The sequence below is a fragment of the Burkholderia sp. GW821-FHT14F03 genome (genome assembly GCF_058803765.1).
In genome coordinates this window covers 1-22013 of the sequence record NZ_JBXAPG010000045.1, presented here as the reverse complement: position 1 = coordinate 22013, position 22013 = coordinate 1, and the positions used below count along the sequence as shown (strand labels likewise).

The window sequence follows — 22013 nt, the reverse complement described above, 5'->3', positions numbered from 1 at the left end:
CTTCATCGTCCCAGATAAGACTCGATCACCGTTTCGTCGCGCTTGACCTGGTCGAGCGTGCCCTGCGCGAGCACCGCGCCCTCGGCCATCACCGTCACGCGGCCCGTCTCGCCCGCGAGCGCGGCGACGAATTCCATGTCGTGCTCGACCACCATCATCGAGCAGCTGCCGCGCAGTGTGTTCAGCAGCTCGGCGAGCGCCATCGTCTCGTGGTCGGTCATGCCGGCCGCCGGCTCGTCGAGCAGCAGCAGCGCCGGACGCTGCATCAGCAGCATGCCGATCTCGAGCCGCTGCTTCTGGCCGTGCGACAGCTCGCCCGCGAGCCGATAGGCGCTGTCTTCGAGGCGGATCAGCGCGAGCGTCTCCTCGATGCGCGCCTGTGCCGCGCGATCGAGCCGCGCGCGCAGCGACGCGAACCAGCGCTTGTCGGTCTGCATCGCCAATTCGAGGTTTTCCCACACCGGATGCTGCTCGAACACGGTCGGCTTCTGGAACTTGCGGCCGATTCCCACGCGCGCGATCTCCGGCTCGTTGAGCCGGGTCAGGTCGAGGGTCTGGCCGAGGAACACCTTGCCGGCGTCGGGGCGGGTCTTGCCGGTGATGACGTCCATCATCGTCGTCTTGCCCGCGCCGTTCGGCCCGATCACGCAGCGCAGCTCGCCCGCGTCGATCGAGAGCGACAGCTTGTTCAGCGCGCGGAAGCCGTCGAAGCTCACCTCGACGTCGTCGAGATACAGGATCGTGCCGTGCGAGGTGTCGATCGCGCCGGGCGTGACCGGCCGCGCGAGCGAGGCGCTGCCGCTGACGGCGCGCAGGTCGGGCTCGCCCGCAGGGGCGTGGGCTGCGTTCATGAGCGATCTCCCTGGCGGCGCATCGAATCGAGCAGGCCCATGATGCCGCGCGGCAGCAGCAGCGGCACCAGCACGAAGATGAGCCCGAGGAACAGCAGCCAGTACTCGGCGAAATACGCGGTGAACACGCTCTTCGCGCCGTTGACCGCGAACGCGCCGATGATCGGGCCGATCAGCGTGCCGCGCCCGCCGACCGCGACCCAGATCGCCATCTCGATTGAATTGCCCGGCGACATCTCGCCGGGGTTGATGATGCCGACCTGCGGCACGTACAGCGCGCCCGCGATGCCGCACAGCACGGCGGATACGGTCCACACGAACAGCTTGTAGGCGAGCGGGCTGTAGCCGAGGAACATGAGCCGCGTCTCGCCGTCGCGCACCGCGGTGACGACCCGCCCGAGCTTGCTCGTGACGATCGCGCGCGCGCCGACGAAGGCCAGCACGAGGGTCGCGAAGGTCAGCAGGAACAGCGCGGTGCGGGTGCCGGGCGAGGTGATCGCGAAGCCCGCGATGCGCTTGAAGTCGGTGAAGCCGTTGTTGCCGCCGAAGCCGGTCTCGTTGCGATAGAACAGCAGCATCGCGGCGAAGGTCAGCGCCTGCGTGATGATCGACAGGTAGACGCCCTTCACGCGCGAGCGGAACGTGAAGTAGCCGAACACCCAGGCGACGAGCGCGGGCGCGGCGATCACCAGCAGCAGCGCGTAGGCGAGATGGCCGGTGCCGCTCCAGTACCACGGCAACTGGTGCCAGTCGAGGAACACCATGAAGTCGGGCAGGTCGCTGCCGTACTTGCCGTCGCGGCCGATCGCGCGCATCAGGTACATGCCGATCGCGTAGCCGCCGAGCGCGAAGAAGAGCCCGTGGCCGAGGCTCAGGATTCCGCAGTAGCCCCACACGAGATCGAGCGCGAGCGCCGCGATCGCGTAGCACATGAGCTTGCCGGCCAGCGTCATCGCATACGCGGATAGATGGAGCGCGCTGGTTTCCGGCGCCACCAGCGCGGCGAGCGGCACGCCGACGCCGACCGCGAGGCACAGCGCGACGAGCGCGCGCCACGCGCGCGGGGACAGCAGCGCGGGGCGCGGCGGCAGGCCGAGCGCGAAGCCGTCGGCGGCGGCGCCGGCGGGCGGCGCGGGCGCATCGCGCGTGCCGGACAGGGATGAGGTGAGCGATGTCATGTCAGGCCTCCGCGCTGCGCCCCTTCAGGGCGAACAGGCCTTGCGGCCGCTTCTGGATGAACAGTACGATCATCGCGAGCACGATGATCTTCGCGAGCACGGCGCCCCAGAACGGTTCGATCGCCTTGCTCGCGAGCCCGAGCCCGAAGCCGCCGAGCACGGTGCCGGCGAGCTGGCCGACGCCGCCCAGCACGACGGCCATGAACGAATCGATGATGTAGCCCTGGCCGAGATCCGGGCCGACATTGCCGACCTGCGACAGCGCGCAGCCGCCGAGGCCCGCGATGCCCGCGCCGAACGCGAACGCATAGGCGTCGACGCGTGCGGTGCGCACGCCGACGCAGGCGGCCATGCGCCGGTTCTGCGTGACCGCGCGCACGAACAGGCCGAGCCGGGTGCGGTTCAGCACGGCCCATGCGATGCCGACCACGAGCAGCGCGAACGCGAGGATCGCGAGCCGGTTGTACGGCAGGATCACGTTCTGCATCACGGTGACGCCGCCGCTCATCCACGCGGGATTCTCGACCTGCACGTTCTGCGCGCCGAACAGCATGCGGGTCGCCTGGATCAGGATCAGGCTCACGCCGAAGGTCGCGAGCAGCGTTTCGAGCGGGCGGCCGTACAGGTGGCGCAGCACCGTGCGTTCGAGCACGATGCCGACCGCCGCCGCGGCGCAGAACGACGCGGGCACGGCGAGCAGCGGATACCAGTCGAACGCGCCGGGCAGGTAGCGTTGCACGAGCGTCTGCACGACGTAGGTCGCGTAGGCGCCGATCATCAGGAATTCGCCGTGCGCCATGTTGATCACGCCGATCAGGCCGTAGGTGATGGCGAGGCCGAGCGCCGCGAGCAGCAGCACGCTGCCGAGCGACAGCCCGGCGAACAGCGTGCCGACGATCTCGCCGCGGCGCTGGATCGCGTGCAGGGCGTCGAGGCCTTGCTGCGCGGCGGCGCGCACGGCGGCGTCGGGTTCCGCCCAGCCGCCGTCGGCGCGCTTCGCGACGAGCGGGCGCAACTGCTCGATCATGTCGAGATCATGGCGGGCGGCGACGAGCTGCACCGCTGCGAGCCGCTTCGCGGGATCGGGGTCATGCAGCGCGGCGATCGCCCACAGCGCATCGAGGCGGCGCTTGAGCGCGGGATCGGTTTCGCGCGCGCGGGCCGCGTCGATCAGCGGCTTCAACGACGGGTCGGGATTCTTCAGCAATGCGTCGAGCGCGCTGCGCCGCGCGGCGGGATCGGGCGAGCCGAGATCGAGCGCCGCGAGCGCGTTCGCGAGCTTGGAGCGCAACAGGTTGTTGAGCAGCACGGGCTGCGCGTTGCCCGCCGCGACGGCGGCTTGCGTGAGCGCGTCGCGCGCGGCGTCGCCTTGCTGGATCAGCAGGCGGCCGTCGTCGGTCGCGAGCGCGTCGCCGTCGGCGAGCGCGTGCAGCAGCGCGACGGCGGCCGGGTCGCCGGCGGCGGCCAGATGATCGACCGCGACGGCCTTCGCATCGAAATCGTCGCCGGCAAGCGCGGCGGCGTCGGCCGCCGTGAGCGCGTGCGCGGGCACGGCCGCGGCGAGCGCGAGGAGCGTCGCGAGCGCGGCGCACGCGCGGACGACGCGGGAAGAGAGCATCGGCATCAGGGTTTCCTGGCGAACTCGGAGGGCGCGCGCGGCCGGGCCGCGCGCGAGCGGGGCGTCAGGCGACGCGGGCGCGGCGCAGGAACGCGGGGATCGAGGCGACCACGTCGGGCTTGCCCTGGTTGCCCGCGATGTACGGGCTCCACGGCTGCGCGCGCAGCGCGGTCTTGGTGCGCCACACGACGTTGAATTGGCCGTCGCCGCGGATCTCGCCGATCATCACGGGCTTGTGCAGGTGATGGTTGCCGTCCATCGTCAGCGTGAAGCCCGACGGGGCGGCGAAGCTCTGGCCGATCATCGCGGCGCGCACCTTGTCGACGTCGGTGCTCTTCGCCTTCTCGACGGCCTGCTTCCACAGATGGATGCCGACATAGGTCGCTTCCATCGGATCGTTGGTCACGCGCTTCGCGCCGCCGGGCAGGTTCTGCGACTGCACCCACGCGGCGAACCGCGACTTGAACTTCGTGTTGGTCGGATTGCGCACCGACATGAAGTAGTTCCAGGCGGCGAGGTGGCCGACCAGCGGCTTCGCATCGATGCCGCGCAGCTCCTCCTCGCCGACCGAGAAGGCGACCACCGGCACGTCGGTCGCCTTCAGCCCCTGGTTGCCGAGTTCCTTGTAGAACGGCACGTTCGAGTCGCCGTTGATGGTCGAGATCACGGTGGTCTTGCCGCCCTGCGCGAAGGTCTTGATGTTCGCGACGATGGTCTGGTAATCGCTGTGACCGAAGGGCGTGTAGACCTCCTGAATGTCGGCGTCCTTCACGCCCTTCGATTTCAGGAACGCGCGCAGGATCTTGTTGGTCGTGCGCGGATAGACGTAGTCGGTGCCGAGCAGGAAGAAGCGCTTCGCGCCGCCGCCCTCGGCGCTCATCATGTACTCGACGGCCGGCAGCGCCTGCTGGTTCGGCGCGGCGCCCGTGTAGAACACGTTGCGCGACATCTCCTCGCCTTCGTACTGCACCGGGTAGTAGAGCAGCCCGTTCAGCTCCTCGAACACCGGCAGCACCGACTTGCGCGACACCGAGGTCCAGCAGCCGAACACGCACGCGACCTTGTCCCGGGTGAGCAGCTGGCGCGCTTTTTCCGCGAACAGCGGCCAGTTCGATGCGGGATCGACGACCACCGGCTGCAACTGCCGGCCGAGCACGCCGCCGCCCTGGTTGATCTCGGCGATCGTCATCAGCGCGGTGTCCTTCAGCGACGTCTCGGAGATCGCCATCGTGCCCGACAGCGAGTGCAGGATGCCGATCTTGATCGGACCGCCCGCGTCCGCGGCGTGGGCGAGCGGGAGGCGGTTCACGAGCGCGAGCGCGCCCGCCATCGAGCCGAATTTCAACAGACTGCGGCGTTTCATCGGGTTCCCCTTGACGTGTTGGCTGGGTCGCGCACCGTAACGGACGCGCAACGCTCAGCACTACGCAAGGCATGTGCCAGATCGCCCGCCGCGGGGCGCGGCGCGTGCGGGGACGGGGGCCGCGCGAAGATCGGCGGGCGGCGTGCGCGACGGCGGCGCGCACGCGATGATGCGTCGCGGTGCAGTATCAGGGGCGGAAATGGTGCACGAGGGCGCGGCCTGGGGAGGCGGCGTGCGTCATGCGTGCGGCGGATCGAACGGCGCCGGCGGCGCGGACCGGGCGGGGCCGCCCCCGCGCCGCGCGCCGGCGAGGCCCGGTTCAGGGCATCGCGCGGGTGCGGCATCGCGCGGGTGCGGCGGCGGGCGGAACGGCGCGTGGGGTGCGTGCGGGACGCACCGCGGGATCAGTAGCGCGGAACGGACGGATCGACGTCGCGCGACCACGCGTCGATGCCGCCTTGCAGGTTGTAGAGCTTCGTGTAGCCGCGCGAGGCGAGGAACATCGCGACCTGCGCGCTGCGCATGCCGTGATGGCAGACGCAGACGATCTCCGCGTCGTCGTCCAGCTCCTCGCTGCGCGCGGGGATCTGCTGCATCGGGATCGACACGCTGTTCGCGATCCGCGCGGTCTCGATCTCCCACGGCTCGCGCACGTCGAGCACGACGGGCGCGGGGCGCGACGCGTCGGCCAGCCAGGCGGCGAGATCGCGGGCGGTCAGGATCTGCATCGTCATCGTGCGGCTCAGAACTTGAAGCGCGACGGCTCGACCGCGTTGACGAGGTGATCGACGTAGGTTTCGAACACGTCGGCGACGCGGAACTGGGTGTCGTCGACGCGCGTGATGATCTGCGCCTTCATGACTGGCCGGCCGCCGACGAACGCCGCGAGGCGGCCGCCGACCTTCAGCTGTTCGAGCAGCGCCTGCGGCACCACGGGCAGGCCGCCCGACACGCAGATCACGTCGAAGGGCGCCTTCGCGGGCAGGCCCTGCGAGCCGTCGGCGAGCACGACTTCGGCGTTGGTCACGCCGTTGTTCCTGAGGTTCTCGGCGGCGAGCGCCGCGAGCGCCGGATCGATCTCGACCGACACGACGTGCTGCGCGCGATGCGCGAGCAGGGCCGCCATGAAGCCGGAGCCGGCGCCGATCTCGAGCACGCTTTCGTGCTTCTTGACCGCGAGTTCCTGCAGGATGCGCGCCTCGACGCGCGGGAACAGCATCTTCCGGCCGCCGGGCAGCGGCAGCTCGAGGTCGGCGAACGCGAGGTTGCGGTGCGCGGCGGGGACAAAGTTTTCACGCTTGATCACCGACAGGAGATCCAGGACTTCCTGATCCAGCACGTCCCACGGCCGGATCTGCTGTTCGATCATATTGAAACGCGCGTTTTCGATATTCATGGTGGTCATGCAGCCGGATAGGCCATCAGCGAGGGTAGAGAAACGCCGCGATTGTACCAAACGGCGCGCCGGGCTCGCCTTCAGAAGGCCTGCGGGGCGGCCGCGGGCGGGTCAGCGCTTGCTGTTGCGCATCTGTTCCTCGAGCGCGAGGTCGAGCTTGCTGACCTTGCGCGGCTTTCTGGGGCCAAGTCCGTCGACGAACGCGACGAATTCGTCGAGCGGCAGCGGCGTGCACAGCTTCTCGGTCGCGCCGCTCGAACGGTCGGCCAGGTAGAACAGGTCGCCGGGCATGCTGACCGCCGCGTAACGGGGGTTGCCGGTGCGGGTCTTCAGGCGTTCGACCGCGTAGGTCGCTTTGGTGGTGCGCATCGTGCGGGGAAAACCGGGGGCGGGAAAACCGACACTTTAGCAAGAACCGGTCGCCCCCGCCCGGCGCGTCATACCGTGCTCGAATAGCGCGGCGCGGCGTTGCCGGTCAGGTAGGCGTCGAACACCATCGCGATGTTGCGCACGAACATCCGGCCGGCCGGATGGAGCTTCAGGCGGTCGGCGCCGATCGACAGCAGGCCGTCGCGCTCGAAGTCGCGCAGGCTGTCCAGCTCGCGCGCGAAGCGCTCCGCGAAGCGGATCCCGTAGATCGCCTCGAAGGTCTCGAACGGCAGTTCGAGATTGCACATCAGCTGCGTGATCAGGTCGCGGCGCAGCCGGTCCTCCGCGCTCAGGCGGATGCCGCGCGCGATCGGCAGGCGCCGCGCGTCGAGCGCCGCGCCGTAGGCGGGCAGGTCCTTCGCGTTCTGCGCGTAGACATCGCCGACCTTGCCGATCGACGACGCGCCGATGCCGATCAGGTCGGTGTCGGCCTGGGTGCTGTAGCCCTGGAAATTCCGCTGCAGCGTGCCGTCGCGCTGCGCGCGCACCAGTTCGTCGTCGGGGTGCGCGAAGTGGTCCATGCCGATGTAGACGTAGCCCGCGGCCGTCAGCCGCTCGATGGCGAGGCCGAGCAGGGCGAGCCGGGTCGCGGGATCGGGCAGCGCGGCCGCGTCGATTTGCCGCTGCATCTTGAACAGGTGCGGCAGGTGCGCGTAGCCGAACACCGACAGGCGGCCCGGCGCGAGTTCGATGATCGTGTCGAGCGTGCGCGAGAAGCTGTCGACGGTCTGGTGCGGCAGCCCGTAGATCAGGTCGATGCTGGTCGAGCGGTAGCCGAGCGCGGGCGCGGCCGCGAGCAGGCGCGCGGTCAGGTCGAGCGGCTGGACGCGGTTGATCGCCTGCTGCACCTGCGGATCGATGTCCTGCACGCCCAGGCTCAGCCGGTTGAAACCCTGTTCGCGCAGGTGCGCGAGCGTGTCGGGCGACGCGGTGCGCGGGTCGATCTCGATCGAGAATTCGCCGTGCCGGTCCGGCGCGAGCGTGAAGTGCTCACGGATCGCCTCCATCAGCTCGGCCGTCTCGTCGCCGGACAGGAAGGTCGGCGTGCCGCCGCCCCAGTGCAGCTGCGTGACGGTGCGGCCCGGGTCGAACAGCGCGGACTGCAGCGCCAGTTCGCGCCGCAGCTGGTCGAGGTAGGGCCGTGCGCGCGCGTGGTTGCGGGTCGCGATCCGGTTGCAGCCGCAGTAGAAGCACGCGGTCGCGCAGAACGGCACGTGCAGGTACAGCGACAGCTCGCTGGCCGCCGCGCCCGGATCGGCCGCCGCGCGGAGGTAGTCGGCGGGATCGAAGTCGTCGCGGAACTGCGGCGCGGTCGGGTAGGACGTATAGCGGGGGCCGTTCGCGCTGTATTTCGCGAGCAGGTCGGGGCGGAACAGATCGGAGGCGGAGGGCGTCGTCATGCGGGGCTCGGAGCGTGCTTCAGGACGCTTCCGAGTATATAAACGGGCGCGCGCGCCGAATTGTGTAATAACGTCGCAGCAGACGAGGGATGGCACAATGCGGTTTCGGCCGGCGTCGTGCGCGTTGCCGCCGAGGTCGTTGCAGCGCAGGGTATCGAGGCAGGTTGGGGATGGATCCGATGGTTGAGGAAGGTCAGGCAGGGTTGCCGGAGCGGGCGGCGCATGCGTGCCGCGAAGGCTGCGCGGCGTGTTGCATCGCGCCGTCGATTTCGACCCCGATCCCCGGGATGCCGGACGGCAAGCCGGCCGGCGTGCCCTGCGTGCAGCTCGACGCCGACGCGCGCTGCAGGATCTTCGGCCGCCCCGAACGGCCCGCGTGCTGCGGCGGCCTGCAGCCCAGCGACGAGATGTGCGGCGGCACCCGCGCCCACGCGCTCGCCTGGCTCACCACGCTGGAAGCCGCGACGCGGCCCTCAGCCCAGACCCCATCAGCAGGAGATTGCGCATGATCCCATCGAGCGCGCCGGGCCGGCGCCGCTTCCTGTCCGCGTCGCTGGCGGCGCTCGGCGCAGCCGTCTCGCTCGCCGCGTGCGCATCGACGTTTCCGTTCATTCCCGATCACTACACGTTCTCGCAGGGCGACGTGCAGAAGGCGATCGCGCGCAAGTTCCCGTACCAGCACACCGTCGCGCAGGTGGTCGAGGTCGCGCTCGCGAATCCGGCGGTGGGGCTGAAGCCCGAGCAGAACCGGGTGGCGGTGCAGCTCGACGCCCGCTTCACGAGCCCGTTCCTGCGCGCGCCGGTGAACGGCACCTTCACGGTGTCCGGCCAGCTCGCCTACGACGCGCCGAGCCGTTCGGTGGTGCTGAAGTCGCCGGCCGTCGACAGCGTGAATCTCGACGGCGAAGCGCAGGCCTATACCCAGCAGATCGGCGCGGCCGCCGGGATGCTCGCGACCCAGCTGTTGACCAACTATCCGATCTACACGTTCAAGCCCGAGCAGCTGCAATTCGGCGGGGTGAACTACGAACCCGGTACAATCACAATTCTTACAAACGGCATACGTGTGGCGATCGTCGAAAAATGACGAGATGCGACGCGCGTGGCCGGGCGGGTCGCGCGTCGGGTGGGCGCCGTGGCCTTTTCCGGGACTTTCGAAACTGGGCTACGGATGGATTGGATCCTGATCTGCAAAGCGTTGCTCCTCGGCGTGGTCGAGGGGCTGACGGAATTTCTGCCGGTGTCGAGCACCGGCCACCTGATCGTTGCCGGCAGCTTCCTGAACTTCAACGACGCACACGCGAAGACCTTCGACGTCGTGATCCAGTTCGGCGCGATCCTGGCCGTGTGCTGGGAATATCGGCGGCGGATCGGCGCGGTGATCGGCGGGCTGCCGAGCCAGCCGCAGGCGCGCCGCTTCACGCTCAACGTCGTGATCGCGACGATTCCGGCGGTCGCGCTCGGGCTGTTGTTCGAGAAGGCGATCAAGGCGGCGCTGTTCTCGCCCGTGCCGGTCGCGTTTGCGCTGGTCGCGGGCGGGCTCGTGATCCTGTGGGCGGAAGCGCGTCAGCGCGAGCGCACCGAGCCGCCGCGCGTACAGACGATCGATGCGCTCACGCCGGTCGACGCGCTCAAGGTCGGTCTCGCGCAATGCTTCGCGCTGGTTCCGGGCATGTCGCGCTCGGGCTCGACCATCATCGGCGGGATGTTGTTCGGGCTCGACCGGCGCGTCGCGACCGAGTTCTCGTTCTTTCTCGCGATCCCGATCATCTTCGGCGCGACGCTCTATGAAACCGTGAAGGACTGGCACGCGTTCTCGGTCGACGCGATCGGATTGTTCTCGATCGGGCTCCTGGCCGCGTTCGTCAGCGCATTCGCGTGCGTGCGCTGGTTGCTGCGCTATATCGCGTCGCACGACTTCACCGTGTTCGCGTGGTATCGGATCGTGTTCGGGCTGTTCGTGCTGCTCGTCGGGTATAGCGGCTGGCTCAACTGGAATTGAGGCGGCGACGCCGGCGCTGATGCCGGCGGCGCGGCAATGAAAAAGGCGGCGGCCTCGGACGAGGGCGCCGCCTTTTTGTTGTGGGCCGCGTGCCGCGCGTATCAGCCTGCGCGCTTTTTGAACACGAGGTCCCAGACGCCGTGACCGAGGCGCAGCCCGCGCCGTTCGAACTTCGTCACCGGCCGGTAGTCGGGGCGCGGCGCGTAGTCGTCGGCGGTGTTGTCGAGCGAGGGGTCGGCGCTCAATACCTCGAGCATCTGTTCCGCGTAGTTCTGCCAGTCGGTCGCGCAGTGCAGGTAGGCGCCCGGCTTCAGGTGCGCGGCGAGCTTCGCGACGAACGGCGGCTGGATCAGCCGGCGCTTGTGGTGGCGCGCCTTGTGCCACGGATCGGGGAAGAAGATGTGCACGCCGTCGAGGCTCGCGGGCGCGATCATGTGCTCGAGCACCTCGACCGCGTCGTGCTGGATGATGCGGATGTTGGTCAGGTTCTGTTCGCCGATCAGCTTCAGCAGCGCGCCGACGCCGGGCTCGTGGACCTCGACGCCGAGGAAGTCGTCGCCGGGGCGCAGCGCCGCGATTTCCGCGGTCGACGCGCCCATGCCGAAGCCGATCTCGAGGATGCGCGGCGCGGCGCGGCCGAACACCAGGTTCCAGTCGGGTTGCTCGGGCGTGTACGGGACCACGTAGCGCGGGCCAAGCTCGTCGAGCGCGCGGCGCTGGCCGGTCGAGACGCGGCCGGCGCGCGTGACGAAGCTGCGGATGCGGCGGTGGCGCAGCGGATTGTCCGAGTTGTTCGCGTCGGAGGGGGTGTCGTCGGCGCTCGCGCCGTCTTGCGGCAGGGCGGGGTCGTTCGGATCGTGGATCATCTTCGCAATCAGTGAGCGGGGCGGCGGTGCCTGGTCGCGTGCGGCGGGTGGGACCCGTCCGGCGCCCGATACGAAAAAGCCGCCTTCGACGAGGCGGCTTCGCGCGGGCTACACGGTGCGATTCAGGCTGCCTGGCAGCGGAAGGTGGAGCGGGCGATATTGTCCCACATAAGCGGAACCGCGGTCCAGAGACCGGCTGGCTAGCCTGCTGCACGGCCCTGCTGTCGGGACGAGCGGCATTGCGCCGAAGCCTTTTCGAGCCGCTGGGCGTCGGCGTGACTTGATTCGGTGGGCTCGTCCTTCGGTGGGAATGGGGGGCGTATGCCTGGTCCGGCATGGCGTGTGAAAGGGAAGGCGGGGACTGGGTGTGCGGACTACGCGATTCGATGGTGGCTATTTTTCTCGAGACCCGAAGGAGCAATTGAGGGATCATGCATTCTTTCATCTTTTTGCGTGAGGGACTGCATGGACGTCGGGAGCAAGAATCACCGGATTGACAATATCGAGTTCAACGTCACGGACATCGCGCGCAGCAAGCGCTTCTACGGCACGGCGTTCAGTTGGACTTTCACCGACTACGGCCCTGCCTACAGCGAGTTCAGCGATGGCCGCTTGACTGGCGGCTTCGCCATGGGCGAGCAGGTGCGGCCGGGCGGGCCGCTCGTGATCTTGTATGCCGATGATCTTGCCGATGCGCAACGACGCGTGGTGTCGGCCGGCGGGCAGATCAGCCGCGAACCGTTTTCGTTTCCTGGCGGGCGCCGGTTTCATTTCATCGATCCCGATGGCTACGAACTGGCGGTGTGGTCTGCGCAATAGCAGCCGTGGACGCATGCTCCCCGACGCGCGCGAGCGTCGGGGAGGCAATCTTTTCGATTCGATTGCGCCATCCGTTTCATGAGATCTTGAATTTTCCACGGAGGATCCCTGCAAGGCGTCGTTGCGGCGCATGCGGGGATTCACGCACGTCAGGCCGGATATCCCAGCGTATCCCGCAGCCGGTGCCAGTTGATTGCCAGGGCAGCGCCGAGCTGCCGGGCGGGATAGAGCGGCAGGCGCGAGATCGGCGTGACGGGGAAGTCGAGCTGAGCGACATCATGCCCACGCACGGCCTGCGCGAGCACGCGGCCGAGCGCCGTACCCATCGCCACGCCGCGGCCGCAGTATCCATAGGCGGTCCATACGCCGTCCGCCAGGCGGTGCAGACGGGGCAAGTCATCGATGGTCATGCCCACACGACACACCCATCCATGGGGCCAAGTCGCATCGGCGAGTTCGGGATAGCGCTTGATGGCGGCGTTTCGAAGCTGCGCGCGCGTCGCGGGATCGAGCGTTTCGGCAGAGCGTCCGCGGCCGCCGATGACAAAGCGGCCCTCGGGGTCGATGCGGCAGTAGTACGTGATCTTGCGCGTCTCGGAGATGCCTGCGCGGCGCGGCATGACGACGTCACGCAACGCTGACGGAAGAGGATCCGTGGCGATCTGCGCACTCGACACGGTGACGTACGATTGCGCGACCGCGGGCCATAGCCGGTCGGTGTAGGCATCGGTAGCCAGGATTACTTGCCGTGCGTGAACGAGGTAGCCGTTCACGGTCAGCGCGATACGGCTTCCTGTCGGTATGACCGCGCTGACATGCGAGTGCTCATGGATGATTGCGCCGCACGCGATTGCAGCGTTTGCGAATCCTCTCGCGTAGGCAAGCGGATGCACCGCTCCGGCGCGCCGCTCGAGCAAGCCCGCGGGCCAGAATGTCGAACCGGTCGCCGCTGCCATGGCATCGCGTTCGAGGTATTCGACGTCGCCGCCGTGCATGTTGATCTCCTCGGCCCTGGCTCGCAAATAGCGCGCGGACATGTCGGAATACGCACCCTGGATCCAGCCGCCGCGCGCCGCGTCGCAATCGATCCGATAGCGCTCGACAAGTTCGAACAGCTCATCCGCGTTGCGGTAGGCAAATCGCATCATGCGCGCGGCGCGCTCTGCTCCAAAGCGGGCGATGAGGGCCGACGGCGTCGGTTTGAAGCCTGGGACCACCTGGCCTCCATTGCGGCCCGACGCACGGTGAGCGATTTCGTGAGCCTCGAAGAGCGCCACCTTGATGCCGGACTGGGCAAGGTGGAGCGCAGCCGACAATCCCGTGAAGCCCCCGCCGATCACGGCGACATCGATGGAAAGCGGCGCGGAGATGGGGGGCGCTGCCTGACGCGGGAGCGTGGTGGCAGCCCAGAGCGTGGACGTCGGCATGAAGGAATTGGGCGTCATGGCAAGCCTATACGTTATGCGGATTCGGAGATGGCGAAGGTCTTTCGCTGCTTCAGGCGGCGTGGGTGACGCGCCGCAGGAAATCCCGCGTGCGCTCGTTGGCCGGTGCGGTGAGAATTTCTCTCGATGGTCCTTGCTCGGCGATTCGCCCGCCATCGAGGAACAACACCCGGTCGGATACGTTTCGGGCGAAGTCCATCTCGTGCGTCACGACGATCATCGTCATGCCTTTCTCGGCCAGCCCGCGCATCACGGCCAGAACCTCGCCGACCAATTCCGGATCGAGCGCGGAGGTGGGTTCGTCGAACAGAATGGCGTCGGGCTGCATCGCCAATGCGCGTGCAATGGCGACGCGCTGCTGCTGACCGCCCGATAACTGATGCGGGTAGTGATCGACCTTTTCAGCCAGACCTACGCTGGCCAGCAGTTCGCGCCCGCGATCGGCAGCCGCGGCGGCATCTTCCCCCTTCACGTGAACGGGGCCTTCCGTGACGTTTCCGAGCGCCGTGCGATGGGGAAAGAGATTGAACCGCTGGAAGACCATCGCGACGCGTTGCCGGACCAGACGGATTCCCGCGTGTCCGGCGTCGACGCGAATGCCTTCCACCGAAATACTTCCTTCGTCATAGCGTTCCAACCCGTTGATACAACGCAACAGCGTCGACTTGCCCGAACCCGACGGGCCGATCAGGCAAACCACTTCGCCTGGGTGGATCTCGGCGTTGATGCCGTTCAGCACGCGGTGCGTACCGAATGACTTGCTCAGGTGCTCGATCTTGATCATTTGCTGCTCCCCATGCGTTTTTCGAGGCGGCCGAGCGAGTACATCATCGGCAGGCTCATGGCGAGGTACATCAGTGCGACAAGCGTAAAGACCGTCGCGCTCTTGAAGGTCGCCGATGCGATCAGCTTGCTTTGCATCGACAATTCGACCACGGTGATGACTGCGGTTTGGGAGGAGTCCTTGAGCATCATCACGACATTGTTGCCGTACGGCGGTAGTGCGATGCGCAGCGCCTGCGGCAGAATCACCCGCCGCATCAACTTCGTCCGCGACATGCCCAACGACTGTGCGGCCTCGAACTGCCCGACATCCACGGCGTTGATGCCGGCGCGGAATACTTCCGCCATATACGAGGAATAGGCGATGCCGAGCCCCAGGGAGCCGGCCTGGAAGGCGGTCAGGCTGATGCCGATCTCCGGGATCACGAAGTACATGTAGAACAGCACCACGATGATCGGGACGCCGCGGATGACGTTGGTCAGCACGCGGCTTGCATGGGCAAGCGGGGCGATGCCGCTCACGCGCAGAAGCGCCCAGCACAAGCCGAGCAGCGTGGCAATCGCCAGCGCCGCGACGGTGATGTAGATCGTGGTCAGTGCGCCTTGAAGCAGCAAGGGGAGGTAGGCCACTGCATCGGTCAGGAAAGAATCGAGCATCTGCAACTCTCGGGAGCGTGTGCATGCATCCCGTCGGGGACAGGCCCATGGATGCATGCGTGGTGGAGACGAGTCGATCAGGACGTGACGTGCCACTTCGCGAGGATCGCGCTGAGCGTCCCGTCGCGGCGGAGCTTGGCGATTGCCTCGTTGAGCCGCGCGACCGTCGCGGCATTGCCCTTCTTGACGGCCAGGGCGATGTCAGTGGCGATCACCGGTTTGTAGGTGTCGACGAAGCGCACGTTTGCGCCGACCTGACGCACCTGGTAGGCGACCACGGGGCCGTCGCCGAATGCGGCATCGAGACGGCCAAGCGAGATGTCGCGGACCATGTCGGCCATCGTGTCGTACATCTTGACCTCCTTGAAGGCGCCGGCAGCCTTGATCGGTTCGACATAGGTCGTGCCGACCTGGACGCCGACGGTCTTGCCCTTCAGGTCCGCAAAGCTGCGATAAGGCGTGCTGTCCTTTGCCGACACGATCAGCCCTTCGCCATAGCTGACGACGACGTCCGAGAAGTCGACGACCTGGGCGCGTGCAGGAGTGCGCGCGAAGGCGGAAGCGATGATCCGGATCTTGCCGGTTTGCAGCGCCGGCACGAGCGAGGTGAAGGGAATCGGCACGATGTCGGGTTTGAAGCCCACTTCCTTGCCGACCGCATCAGCGATGTCGATCATCACGCCTTTGAGCGTGTTGGTCTGTGGGTCGAGATAGTTGAACGGCACCGCGCTCGGCGTGGCGCCGACCTTCAAGGACGGCAGGTCGGCGTATGCCGTCGAGATCGCGGCGGCGGCCGCCATCACGGCGACCCACGACTTCATGGTTTTCTGCAACATGTGGACTCCCTTCGTGAAACCGTATCGATGACGCGCGGCACAAGCCGGCAAGCACCGGCTGGAAAAATTATTCAGCGAGCGTTTTGCTATTGCATAGCGATACTAATGAATTGCATGTTGATTTGATCGTGCGACAGGGGCGGAGAATCGTCAATAGTCAAAAGACCCGGTTGCGATATGAAATGACGGCGGATAGGATTTCGTATCGATTTTGAGATCGTGATGTCGCGAGATATTTGATTTATTTTCCGTGGCCTCATGCGGTAGATAAATATCGAGATTTAATCTCCATTTTGTGAGCTGATTTACGTTGCCGCCAACGCACGGATGATCATGAACCCCGAAGACTCGACGCTCTATGTGCAATCTTTCGCCACGGGCATCGCGGTGCTGGATGCATTCGATGTGCAGAACGCATCGATGAGCTTGCCGGAGATTGCCGCTGCCGCGGGTATCAGTCGCAGCGCGGCCCAGCGGTTCGCCTTTACGCTCGAAGCGATCGGCTTGTTGATGAAAGATCCGGTCAGTAAGCGTTATTCGCTGTCGTCGCGTACCCTGGATGCGGGTTGTCGCTATCTGCAGTCGCATCCGCTGCTGGATCGCGCCAATCCCTATCTGCTCGAACTCAATCGCAGCGCGGGTGAAACAGTCAACCTGGCGGAGCCGGCCGGGACGGACATGATCTATATCGGCCGATTCCCGAGCCCGATGCGGCTGATGGTGCACATGCCGATTGGCCGCCGGATCCCGATGTACTGTTCTTCGGCCGGACGGGCGTTTCTGTCGTGTCTGCCCGAAGAGCAGGCGCGTCGGGTCCTGCAAGGCACACAACCGGTGCGTTTCACGCCCAGCACGGTGGTGGATGTGGACGAGTTGCTCAAGCGCTTGCAGAGGGCGCGCCAGGATGGATATGCGTACTGCAACGGGGAGTATTACCGCGGCGACCTCGCGCTCGCCGTACCGGTATTCGATCTCGGTCAACGCGTGGTCGCGAGCTTGCAGGTTTCCGTGTCCGCGTCCAGGTGGTCGCTCGATCGAGCGGTGTCGCGTTTCGTGCCGATGATGCAGGAAACTGCGCGGCTGATCTCCACGACGCCGCCGACGCAGCGCGCTCTGGCATCGCTCCTTGGGCCTCATGTCGATCAACCGGCCACATTGGGTGATCGGGCGGGTTCCCGATAAGCAAATACCCGTCACTTGCTCAAGCAATACGACGATACCGACTGCCACGTTCCGACCTCCCAATCGCACAGCCGCGGGCAGATCGACTACGAACGCGACACCCTCCGCCATGAGGTGGTCCGCCCACCAGACAACCGGATTCGATCGCGGCTGCCGCGTCTCGCGAGACGCGTTCCGGCGCGGCGGGCCAACACGCCCTAGCGGGCAATCCACGCATCCGTCCAGTTCGTCCCCTTGCCGGGCTCGTAGTGTGCGAGAGAAAGTCCGCACCAGCCCGTGTACGGCCACGGCTTGCATTCGTAGATCTTGCCGCCGTTGGTGACGCGGTCGCCGGCCTGGTATTCCGTACCGGGCCGGTATGCGGGAACGTCGTCTCCGCCGCCGCCTTCGCCGCCTCCACCCCCGCCGCCTGACTGCCCCTTGACCTTGACCACATGGTTCGCGTTTGCCTTGCGACCCTGGGCGTCGGTGATCTCCACCCGGAACGTCAGGTTCTTGTCCTGTTCGAGTGCGGGCGCCTTGAAGGTCGCCTCGGCGCCCTTGACCTGCAACGCGATGCCGTCGAGGCTCGTCCACGCGTATTTCAGATCCTTGCCGCCGGAGCCGCCGGCCGAGAGCTTGACTTGATCGTTCGCGTTCGCCGTCGACGGCCCCTCGATCCGCGCGACAGGCGGCGGCACGAGACCGCAGGCTTCCGGCTGCAACCAGGGCTTGCCGAACTGCGCCGAGTTCAGATCCGGGCGCTGGCCGACATTCCAGAAGTTCTGGCGATACAGCTTGCCGTCGTAGACCACGGTCTCGTGGAACGTCGAGTAGGTCTTCTTGCTGTCCCACGCGGGTGCGTCGAGGCAAGCACTGCCGCTCGACTTGATCCGGAGGTCGTGACTCGCCTGCGAGTCGCGCCCTTGCTTGTCGACCACCTTCACCGTGATCCGATAATCGGTGTCCTGCTGCAGCGTCGGCGCGATGAAGCTGGCGTGCGCACCCCGTTGCTCGAATGTCAGTGCGGGCCGGCTGCTCCATGCATAGGTCAGATCCTGGCCGGTCGATGCCTGAGCGGACAACTCGACGCGTTGCCCGCCTTGCGCATCGGTCGGGCCGGTCAGCGCGGCGACAGGTGCGGGACCGGCGCCGCCGTCGCGATCGAGCAACTCCGCCGCGCGCACGAGATCGGGCTGCGTGCCGATGTTCTTGCCGGGATCGACCACCGGCAGCGGCTTGCCGCTGTCGACGAGAAGCTGGCGCATCTGCTTCGGCGCGATATTGCCGAGCCCGCGCTCGCGCGCAAGGCTTTGCAGCCATGCCACGCTGCCCGCGATGATCGGGTTCGCCGACGAGGTGCCGGCGAAGCCGATCGTGTACAGCTGATGCCTGCCTTGTTTCCAGGTCGTCGTCGTGACGTTGCTGCCCCAGCTGAACACGTCGACGCGGCTGCCGTATTCGGAGAAGTCATTGCGCGCGCCGGTTTCCGGGCTGCCCGCGCCGACGTAGATTGCGCCCGAATCGTTGCGTCGGCGATCGTAGCGGCCCTGATGGTGGGGGGCGTCGAGGTCGACGCCGCCGTTGGCGGCCGCGAGGATCACGTGCACGCCTTTTTCCTGGGTCAGATAGGAGATCGCGTCGAACGCGAGGTCGACGGTCTCGACCGGCAAGAGACAGTCGACGTTCGGGCCGCAGCCGTCGCTTATGTCATATTGCACGCCGATCTGAAGTACGTCGCCGGCCTGCAGCACGTTGCGCAGGTCGACAAGCCCTTCGGCACCGTACTTCGTATAGCCCGCCTGCGCCTTCGGCGCGATGCCGGTCACGCCGAAGCCGTTGGCCCGGCCGAACATGATGCCGGCCGAGCTTGTGTCGTGCGACCCGGTTCGGTGGGGCTCGGCGTGCCAGTGCTCGATGAACGGCTTCGGCAGGTCGACGTGCTCGTAGTCCCAGTGATCGCTCTCGTCCGACACGAGTCGCACCTTGTCGCCGAGATGGTCGTTGATGCGATGCGCCTCGAACGCGTTGACGCCGCCCAGCTTCCAGTACGAAGAAGCCGGGTCCGGCGGCCCCATGTAGTTTTGACAGATCCTCGCGTTCTTGCCTTCGCAGTTCGTGTAGTCGGGGATGCCGGCCGCACGTTCGCCGGCTTCAGGTGCGATTGCATCGGCGTCGGTTGACGGGGTGGGGCGTTGCTTGCTCATCGATACCGGCTTCGGCTCGACCTGCGCGCTTTCGACGAGCGGATTGCGCTTCAATGCGCGCACGAGTTCCTCGGCGTCGCGCCCTTGCAGCGACGCGGCCGAGATCTTGTAGTAGCGCGTGAGATTGTGCCGTTCGAGCGGGGCGCGTTCCGCCGCGCTGCGCGCAGCGCCTTGCGGGATCAACGGCTGCATGTTCGCCGCCAGACGTTTCAATTCCGCCATGTCGCGCTGGCGCTGCGGTTCGGCGGTGGCGCGTGCCGCCGGTTCCTGCGCCTCGGCCTTGATCCGGATGAAGATGGGGCGCGGATCGTCGGCTGCGAATGCGGCCGACGAAAAGGCTGCGCCGGCGACCAGCGCGAATAACGATAAGCCGAGTTTCTTGTGCACACCTGCTCCAGAACGGGTTCGATCGTGGTCTTCACCATCGGGGGAAGGCCGAGAGGCGCCGATTCTGGTGTTGTTGGGACAATGTCCAAAACAAGTTCAAAGGTTTCTGAATGGGGCGCGGCGGGGTGGTGAAGGCAGGGTGTTCGAAGGGGGGGCGGCTTAGGGCATGTTCACACTAGCGAAGGGCTTCGACGATCAGGGCGAAGTTGATAAAAGCCATGAACATCAAATCGAGTTTGTCGAAGCGCGAGAAGATGCGACGAAAGCCCTTCAATCGACGGAACAGCCGCTCGACTTCGTTGCGACGTTTATACATCTGTCGATCGTACTCCCAGGGCTCGACGCGCGTGCTCAACGGAGGAACGACCGGGATGAAGCCCAGATCAAGCGCGAGTTGTCGGGTTTCGTTGCCTTCGTCTGCCTTGTCCATCAGCAGATGCAGCGGCCGATTCGGCGGTCCCAGGCGTTCGAGTAATGCACGTCCGTGCGGCGCATCGCCGGCTTGACCGGGCGACAGTGCGAACGTTATGGCTGTTCGAGCATCCGCGGCAACCATATGAATCTTGGTTGTCCATCCTCCGCGGGACTTGCCGATCGCTTGGGGTCCATTTTTTTTAACGCACCGGTGCCGTCAGGATGAACCTTCACGATCGGGCTATCCAGCGATACTGCTTCAATTCGAACGCGAATAATTGGGCGCGCTGCAACTCCGTGAACACTCGGTCCAGTACGCCGTTGCGCGACTAACGATTCATGCGCGTGTAGATCGTATGCCAGCGACCGAAACGTGGCGGCAGGCCGCGCCATTTACATCCGTGCTCGGCAACATAGAGGATCGCGTTGAGCACTTGCAGGTTCGACAGGCTCACATTGCTCGCTGTTGCGGCAAGCAATGTTCGATCTGCTTGAATTGGGCTTCGGAGATTTCCATCTCCGAAGCATAACCTTCAATCAATGTAGTGTGAACACGCCCTAGGACAGACATGACCACATCAGCCGTGCTTTTGCTTTCAAGAGTCAGATGCTGGCCTGGTTCGTTCTGCGGCGCGCCTGCCTGTACAGAAATCAAGTCACGCCGAGAAGGGAATATGTCCATGACCGGTCCACGTCGAAGAGGTTGCCCACTCGGGAATTCTCCCCGCGCACTCAGCGCACCCGCATCTGCGCTATGCAAGGCACGGGTGCATGTCGTGAGAATTTCCGGGATCCCTGCTGGGTGAAGGCTCCGTCAATACTAGAAGTTTCACACATCTCTAGAAATGAGAAGTATCTGATTTACCCATCAGATATCTGCTGTTTAGGGATGTGGTGGGTCTGGCATATGGAGCACACCTTCAGGGTGCGAGTCCCCAGGGTGTAGCGCTTCAGAAGTCGGTGCGCGGCATTTGTTGTGGCTTAAATGACTGAGCCACATTTGGCCCGGTCAGGCCAAATGTGGCTCGATTTTTTATCTTTAATTTTCAATTGGTTATTTCAATTCGAGTCAAAGTTGGCTCGAAAAATCCGAGAAAAGAACACTTATCGCGACTTCCGAAGATTTGATGATTCCCAATGTCTCGATGAAATAAATTTAACCTATTGATAAATAAGAACAAAAAACAAAAACAAAAGCTGGCACAGCGTTTGCGTTAAGACCTCTGTCATCACCGATGGCATCGCGGCCCAACCGGCCTTTTCGTCAACGACACAAGGAAGCAGCTAATGCCGACTCCCGCCTATATCAGCATCCAGGGCAAGACCCAGGGCAACATCACCCAGGGCGCCTTCACCGCAGACTCCGTGGGCAACGTCTATCAGGAAGGTCATGAAGACCAGATCCTAGTCCAGGAAATCGAGCACTTGATTGCCACCCCAACGGACCCGCAGAGCGGCCAACCGTCCGGCCAACGCGTGCACAAGCCGTTCGTGTTCACCGCACCGCTGAACAAGGCCACCCCACTGCTGTACCAGGCCTTGGCCTCCGGCGAGATGCTGCCGGAAGTGGAAGTGAAGTGGTACCGCACCTCCACCGAGGGCAAGCAGGAGCACTTCTTCACCACCAAGCTCGAAGACGCCACCATCGTCAATATCAACACCGTTCTGCCGCACGCGCAGGACCCGAGCAAGGCCGAGTACACCCAACTGGTCAAGGTCTCCATGGCCTACCGCAAGATCACCTGGACCCATGCCATCGCCGGCACCGAAGCTTCGGACGACTGGCGCAAACCGCAGGAAGCCTGACCCCAGGCCAGAAGCGCGGCCGGCGCTTAGTGCGCCGGCCGTGCCGACCTTGAGCTGAGCGATAACCCGGGCAAGGGCCCAGGTTGCTATGGAGCCCGCCATGCCTACCCAATCCGATCTGCGCTTCGCCTTCGACCTTGTCGGCAGCGAGACACGCGACGTCTTCGAGGTCGTCGAGTTCGAGTGCCACGAAGCGCTGTCCGAGACCTTCCACCTCGCAGTCGAACTGACCTGCGCCAACCCCACGGTCGACTTCGGCCAGGTACTCGACCGCCCCGCTCGTCTGACCGTCTGGCATGGCGATACCCCGGTGCGCTACATTCACGGCGCCGTGTCCTCCTTCGTTCAGGGCGACACCGGTTTCCGGCGCACGCGCTACTCCGCCGTGGTCGAGC

Annotated in this window: 21 protein-coding genes and 1 pseudogene; 7 read left to right on the top strand and 15 right to left on the bottom strand. The window is 65.8% G+C overall.

Annotated features, from left to right (window positions below):
• Nucleotides 1-2: 2 nt before the first annotated feature.
• From urtD to hemN, 8 genes are all read right to left on the bottom strand, one after another.
• Nucleotides 3-851 carry an urea ABC transporter ATP-binding protein UrtD gene (gene urtD, locus AC1RQF_RS26050; protein ID WP_274001616.1) on the bottom strand — a complete coding sequence of 283 codons (849 nt, stop codon included), beginning with the start codon at nt 849-851 and terminating at the stop codon, nt 3-5.
• Nucleotides 848-2029 carry an urea ABC transporter permease subunit UrtC gene (gene urtC, locus AC1RQF_RS26045; RefSeq protein ID WP_274001618.1) on the bottom strand — a complete coding sequence of 394 codons (1182 nt, stop codon included), beginning with the start codon at nt 2027-2029 and terminating at the stop codon, nt 848-850. Before urtC ends, urtD begins: the two co-directional genes overlap by 4 nt.
• A 1-nt stretch (nt 2030) precedes the next feature.
• Nucleotides 2031-3653 (bottom strand): urea ABC transporter permease subunit UrtB, encoded by a 1623-nt coding sequence (gene urtB, locus AC1RQF_RS26040; RefSeq protein ID WP_274001621.1) that lies wholly within the window; start codon nt 3651-3653, stop codon nt 2031-2033.
• A 58-nt stretch (nt 3654-3711) separates the two neighbouring features.
• Nucleotides 3712-5010 carry an urea ABC transporter substrate-binding protein gene (urtA, locus tag AC1RQF_RS26035; RefSeq protein WP_274001623.1) on the bottom strand — a complete coding sequence of 433 codons (1299 nt, stop codon included), beginning with the start codon at nt 5008-5010 and terminating at the stop codon, nt 3712-3714.
• A 404-nt stretch (nt 5011-5414) separates the two neighbouring features.
• Nucleotides 5415-5738, bottom strand: coding sequence for a rhodanese-like domain-containing protein (locus AC1RQF_RS26030; protein ID WP_252984210.1), 324 nt, complete (start codon nt 5736-5738; stop codon nt 5415-5417).
• A 14-nt stretch (nt 5739-5752) separates the two neighbouring features.
• Entirely contained in the window at nt 5753-6406 is a 654-nt protein-coding gene (locus AC1RQF_RS26025; protein ID WP_274001625.1) for a protein-L-isoaspartate O-methyltransferase family protein, read from the bottom strand.
• Between the two features lie 111 nt (nt 6407-6517).
• Nucleotides 6518-6775 (bottom strand): hypothetical protein, encoded by a 258-nt coding sequence (locus AC1RQF_RS26020; RefSeq protein WP_274001626.1) that lies wholly within the window; start codon nt 6773-6775, stop codon nt 6518-6520.
• A 68-nt stretch (nt 6776-6843) separates the two neighbouring features.
• Complete coding sequence (gene hemN / locus AC1RQF_RS26015) at nt 6844-8235, bottom strand: oxygen-independent coproporphyrinogen III oxidase (protein WP_492873273.1); 1392 nt, start codon at nt 8233-8235, stop codon at nt 6844-6846.
• A gap of 179 nt (nt 8236-8414) precedes the next feature.
• Here hemN and AC1RQF_RS26010 point away from each other — a divergent pair, with 179 nt between their 5' ends.
• The 3 genes from AC1RQF_RS26010 (at nt 8415) to AC1RQF_RS26000 (ending at nt 10237) form a co-directional block, all read left to right on the top strand.
• A complete protein-coding gene (locus AC1RQF_RS26010) occupies nt 8415-8744 on the top strand; it encodes a YkgJ family cysteine cluster protein (protein ID WP_443111609.1) in 330 nt (109 codons plus the stop codon).
• Nucleotides 8741-9322, top strand: a complete 582-nt coding sequence (locus AC1RQF_RS26005; RefSeq protein ID WP_274001629.1) for a DUF1439 domain-containing protein — start codon at nt 8741-8743, stop codon at nt 9320-9322. Before AC1RQF_RS26010 ends, AC1RQF_RS26005 begins: the two co-directional genes overlap by 4 nt.
• Before the next feature lie 84 nt (nt 9323-9406).
• A complete protein-coding gene (locus AC1RQF_RS26000) occupies nt 9407-10237 on the top strand; it encodes an undecaprenyl-diphosphate phosphatase (protein WP_492873272.1) in 831 nt (276 codons plus the stop codon).
• A 101-nt stretch (nt 10238-10338) separates the two neighbouring features.
• Here AC1RQF_RS26000 and trmB read toward each other — a convergent pair whose 3' ends face one another.
• The gene (trmB, locus tag AC1RQF_RS25995; protein WP_274001632.1) at nt 10339-11103 is read right to left on the bottom strand and encodes a tRNA (guanosine(46)-N7)-methyltransferase TrmB; all 765 of its coding nucleotides are present in this window, start codon (nt 11101-11103) and stop codon (nt 10339-10341) included.
• A gap of 465 nt (nt 11104-11568) precedes the next feature.
• On the opposite strand from trmB, the gene AC1RQF_RS25990 reads away from it, so the two are divergent.
• Nucleotides 11569-11922: a VOC family protein gene (locus tag AC1RQF_RS25990; protein ID WP_274001634.1), complete on the top strand. Its 354-nt coding sequence runs from the start codon at nt 11569-11571 to the stop codon at nt 11920-11922.
• Between the two features lie 149 nt (nt 11923-12071).
• Here AC1RQF_RS25990 and AC1RQF_RS25985 read toward each other — a convergent pair whose 3' ends face one another.
• From AC1RQF_RS25985 to AC1RQF_RS25970, 4 genes are all read right to left on the bottom strand, one after another.
• The gene (locus AC1RQF_RS25985) at nt 12072-13367 is read right to left on the bottom strand and encodes an NAD(P)/FAD-dependent oxidoreductase (RefSeq protein WP_274001637.1); all 1296 of its coding nucleotides are present in this window, start codon (nt 13365-13367) and stop codon (nt 12072-12074) included.
• A 52-nt stretch (nt 13368-13419) separates the two neighbouring features.
• Nucleotides 13420-14151 carry an amino acid ABC transporter ATP-binding protein gene (locus AC1RQF_RS25980; RefSeq protein ID WP_492873271.1) on the bottom strand — a complete coding sequence of 244 codons (732 nt, stop codon included), beginning with the start codon at nt 14149-14151 and terminating at the stop codon, nt 13420-13422.
• Nucleotides 14148-14807, bottom strand: a complete 660-nt coding sequence (locus AC1RQF_RS25975) for an amino acid ABC transporter permease (RefSeq protein ID WP_274001639.1) — start codon at nt 14805-14807, stop codon at nt 14148-14150. The genes AC1RQF_RS25980 and AC1RQF_RS25975 overlap by 4 nt, the downstream gene beginning before the upstream one ends.
• Nucleotides 14808-14884: 77 nt before the next feature.
• The gene (locus AC1RQF_RS25970; RefSeq protein ID WP_492873270.1) at nt 14885-15607 is read right to left on the bottom strand and encodes a substrate-binding periplasmic protein; all 723 of its coding nucleotides are present in this window, start codon (nt 15605-15607) and stop codon (nt 14885-14887) included.
• A 369-nt stretch (nt 15608-15976) separates the two neighbouring features.
• Between AC1RQF_RS25970 and AC1RQF_RS25965 the strand changes: the two genes are divergently transcribed.
• Nucleotides 15977-16825 carry an IclR family transcriptional regulator gene (locus AC1RQF_RS25965; RefSeq protein WP_492873269.1) on the top strand — a complete coding sequence of 283 codons (849 nt, stop codon included), beginning with the start codon at nt 15977-15979 and terminating at the stop codon, nt 16823-16825.
• Between the two features lie 197 nt (nt 16826-17022).
• Here the strand turns inward: AC1RQF_RS25965 and AC1RQF_RS25960 are convergent, their stop codons facing one another.
• The gene (locus AC1RQF_RS25960) at nt 17023-19398 is read right to left on the bottom strand and encodes a S8 family serine peptidase (RefSeq protein WP_492873268.1); all 2376 of its coding nucleotides are present in this window, start codon (nt 19396-19398) and stop codon (nt 17023-17025) included.
• Nucleotides 19399-19573: 175 nt separating this feature from the next.
• Nucleotides 19574-20329, bottom strand: a pseudogene (locus tag AC1RQF_RS25955) (IS5 family transposase).
• 770 nt (nt 20330-21099) lie between these two features.
• Between AC1RQF_RS25955 and AC1RQF_RS25950 the strand changes: the two are divergent.
• Nucleotides 21100-21618: an Hcp family type VI secretion system effector gene (locus tag AC1RQF_RS25950; protein ID WP_274001647.1), complete on the top strand. Its 519-nt coding sequence runs from the start codon at nt 21100-21102 to the stop codon at nt 21616-21618.
• 100 nt (nt 21619-21718) lie between these two features.
• Nucleotides 21719-22013: contractile injection system protein, VgrG/Pvc8 family (locus AC1RQF_RS25945; RefSeq protein WP_492873267.1), on the top strand; the 295-nt coding region annotated here is incomplete at its 3' end.